Raw genomic sequence first — 2,593 nt, 5'->3', positions numbered from 1 at the left:
TGCTTTTGCTTCAGAAAATGCAGCTTTAGCCCTATCCATATCTTGCTGCATTAAGGCAAACAAGACTTTTCCATATAAAAATTCAGGGCTATGGTCTTCTGGATACTTGGTGTCCAGCCATTGCAATTTTAATTTATTCCCTGTTTCAAGAAAGCGTTTTAATAACAGATAGCGTGCCCCCTGATTATCATTTGGGGATATCTTGACTAATCTTGTAAAAATCTGCTCTGCCTCAACAGCCATCGGTGTATCAGCCATATGCAAGGCTAAATTAAAGCAAGCCCTTAAAAATGGACGGTTCTCAATAAAGCCCCATTCCAATAAATCTTTATCCCAGTTAAATGTAGTGGGAAATGCTGCCAGTCCAATGCGATGAGCCTCACGCAAAGCGAGATAAGATTCCATTTTTCGACCAGAATATCCATAAACCAACCCAAGATGAACCCAAGCATCAATATGTTGGGGATTCTCAGAAAGTAGCTTGGTTAGCGTCAGCTCTGATGCAAGTAAACTGCCTTGAGACAAGTACTCCAATGCTTCATCAAATTGCTGCTCTATATCCTCATCAATCAAAGTTTCAAAAACCCACATGTGTTTTTCAAGCTGTTCTAATTTCACTGAGCCATCCCCTCAAATTTAATTCAATATCCAGACTACCCTTTCTGTACCAAGTAGCGATATTCAGTGTGACTGTTGTCATCGAGACTTTCTTCTTTTAATAATAGTTCATGCCCAAGATGCATACAAAACTTAGGAATATCCCAAGATGTAGAAGGATCTGTAGCAAACACCTCGACGATATCACCTGATTTTGCTTTACGAATCGCTTGATGCAACATCATTACAGGCTCAGGACAACGTAAACCTCTAGTATTAAGTTGAACAGTGGGAAGTTGAGGTTGTTCGGACATCATCATACTCATATATTTTAATATTCACACTTTAACATAAAGTAAGTCGATAAAAATCATCAACAGCTTTTTGAAAAACTGTACATTTTTCGCATCGTTTTATTGATGCATATCCGCTTTTTCTTCGGTATGATGAAAATCATCTAATTGATATAGAGAGTCTTTAGGAAAGATCATGGTCGAGGAATCCAGTCCGTCGTGGGGTATGCGTGGCTTAAGAAAATGGTTAGGTACTGCACCTGAAACCCGCGATGAATTACTCAGGTTAGTTCAAGACTCACGTCGTTTTTTAGAACCAGATACTGTTGCTATGCTTGAGGGTGTTCTCGATCTACCAGCAACAAAAATTCGGGAAGTCATGACGCCTCGAACTGCAATCATCAGTTTACAAGAAGATGATCAGTTATTGGATATTTTAGATGTCCTGATTGATTCAGCACATTCGCGTTTCCCAGTGTTCTCAGCAGATCAAAGTGACAATGTGGTGGGTATCCTGTTGGCCAAGGACCTATTACCTTTCTTAACTGAGCGTAATGTCAAAGTCGATATTCGTTCATTGATGCGCCAGCCTGTATTTGTGCCTGAAAGTGCACGTTCAGACCAGGTGTTACGCATGCTAAAAAACACCCAAACACACATTGCGATTGTCATCGATGAATATGGTTCAACTTCTGGTTTAGTCACCCTTGAAGACATTCTCGAAGAGATCGTCGGTGAAATTGAAGACGAACACGATATTGCCGATGAAGAAGCATTATATATCGTACCTGACAATGATCCAACCACAGCCAATACCTGGATTGTGCAAGCACTTACACCCATTGAACATTTCAACACTATTTTAGATGCTGATTTTTCTGACGATGAAGTTGAAACTATGGGCGGCTTACTGCTGCAAGAAATTGGTTTAGTCAGCGATTTACAGGGTCAGACCATTGAGCTTGGCGACTGGCAATTTACCATTATTGAAGCAGATGCACGCACTATTCATCTGATTCGAGCTGTCCGTCAATGAGAAGCTATTTTGAAAAGCTGTTAAATTCATCTCAACCACAAAAACAGCTTCCCTTTATTGTTCCACTGCTGATTGCGCTGATCTCAGGCGCAATCTTTAGCTTGGCACTTGCACCATATTATTTCTGGTGGTTGGCAATTCTGTCACCAGCATTGCTTTATGCAGTGTTACGTCAACGTAATCCTAAGCAGGCCTTTGCACTGGGCTGGGCTTATGGTTTTGGTTTATGGTTTGTCGGGGCATTTTGGCTCTACACCTCCATCCATACCTATGGCGATACCAATGCTTTTTTAAGCATCCTGATGATTGTCTTTATGGCAGCCGCAATGGGCTTATTTACTGCTTTTCAAACATGGGCTTATCGACGGTTTTTTCCAGAAACACCACTCACCTTTGCCCCGCTCTGGGTGATGTTCGAATGGGCAAAAACCTGGGTATTTACAGGTTTCCCGTGGTTGTTTGCTGGATATGCATTTACTGAACGGCTGCTGGATGGCTATGCACCTTTATTTGGTATTTATGCAGTTTCATTTGTGGTCATTGTGCTGGCATGTGCTTTGGTCGAAATTTTAAATCGGCGCTGGTTTTGGGCCATTCCATCCGCCTTGCTGGTGCTAGGGGCCTGGGGTGCTGGATTTATCCAGTTTGTTCAGCCCAAAGCCTCCAA

3 protein-coding genes and 1 pseudogene are annotated in these 2,593 nt (G+C 41.8%); 2 read left to right on the top strand and 2 right to left on the bottom strand.

What is annotated here, in order from left to right; genetic code table 11:
* Both B4H32_RS10045 and tusA read right to left on the bottom strand, forming a co-directional pair.
* Positions 1-618: hypothetical protein (locus B4H32_RS10045; RefSeq protein ID WP_286802730.1), on the bottom strand; the 618-nt coding region annotated here is incomplete at its 3' end.
* Positions 619-653: 35 nt separating this feature from the next.
* Positions 654-911 (bottom strand): sulfurtransferase TusA, encoded by a 258-nt coding sequence (gene tusA, locus B4H32_RS10040; RefSeq protein WP_286802727.1) that lies wholly within the window; start codon positions 909-911, stop codon positions 654-656.
* A gap of 175 nt (positions 912-1,086) precedes the next feature.
* On the opposite strand from tusA, the gene B4H32_RS10035 reads away from it, so the two are divergent.
* Positions 1,087-1,926, top strand: coding sequence for an HlyC/CorC family transporter (locus B4H32_RS10035; protein ID WP_004659203.1), 840 nt, complete (start codon positions 1,087-1,089; stop codon positions 1,924-1,926).
* Positions 1,923-2,593, top strand: a pseudogene (locus B4H32_RS10030) (apolipoprotein N-acyltransferase); the annotation flags it as partial. The gene B4H32_RS10035 and the pseudogene B4H32_RS10030, both read left to right, overlap by 4 nt.

Source organism: Acinetobacter sp. UBA2063, from assembly GCF_002333245.1.
Lineage (GTDB): Bacteria > Pseudomonadota > Gammaproteobacteria > Pseudomonadales > Moraxellaceae > Acinetobacter > Acinetobacter parvus.
This window is presented reverse-complemented; position numbering and strand designations above follow the sequence as displayed.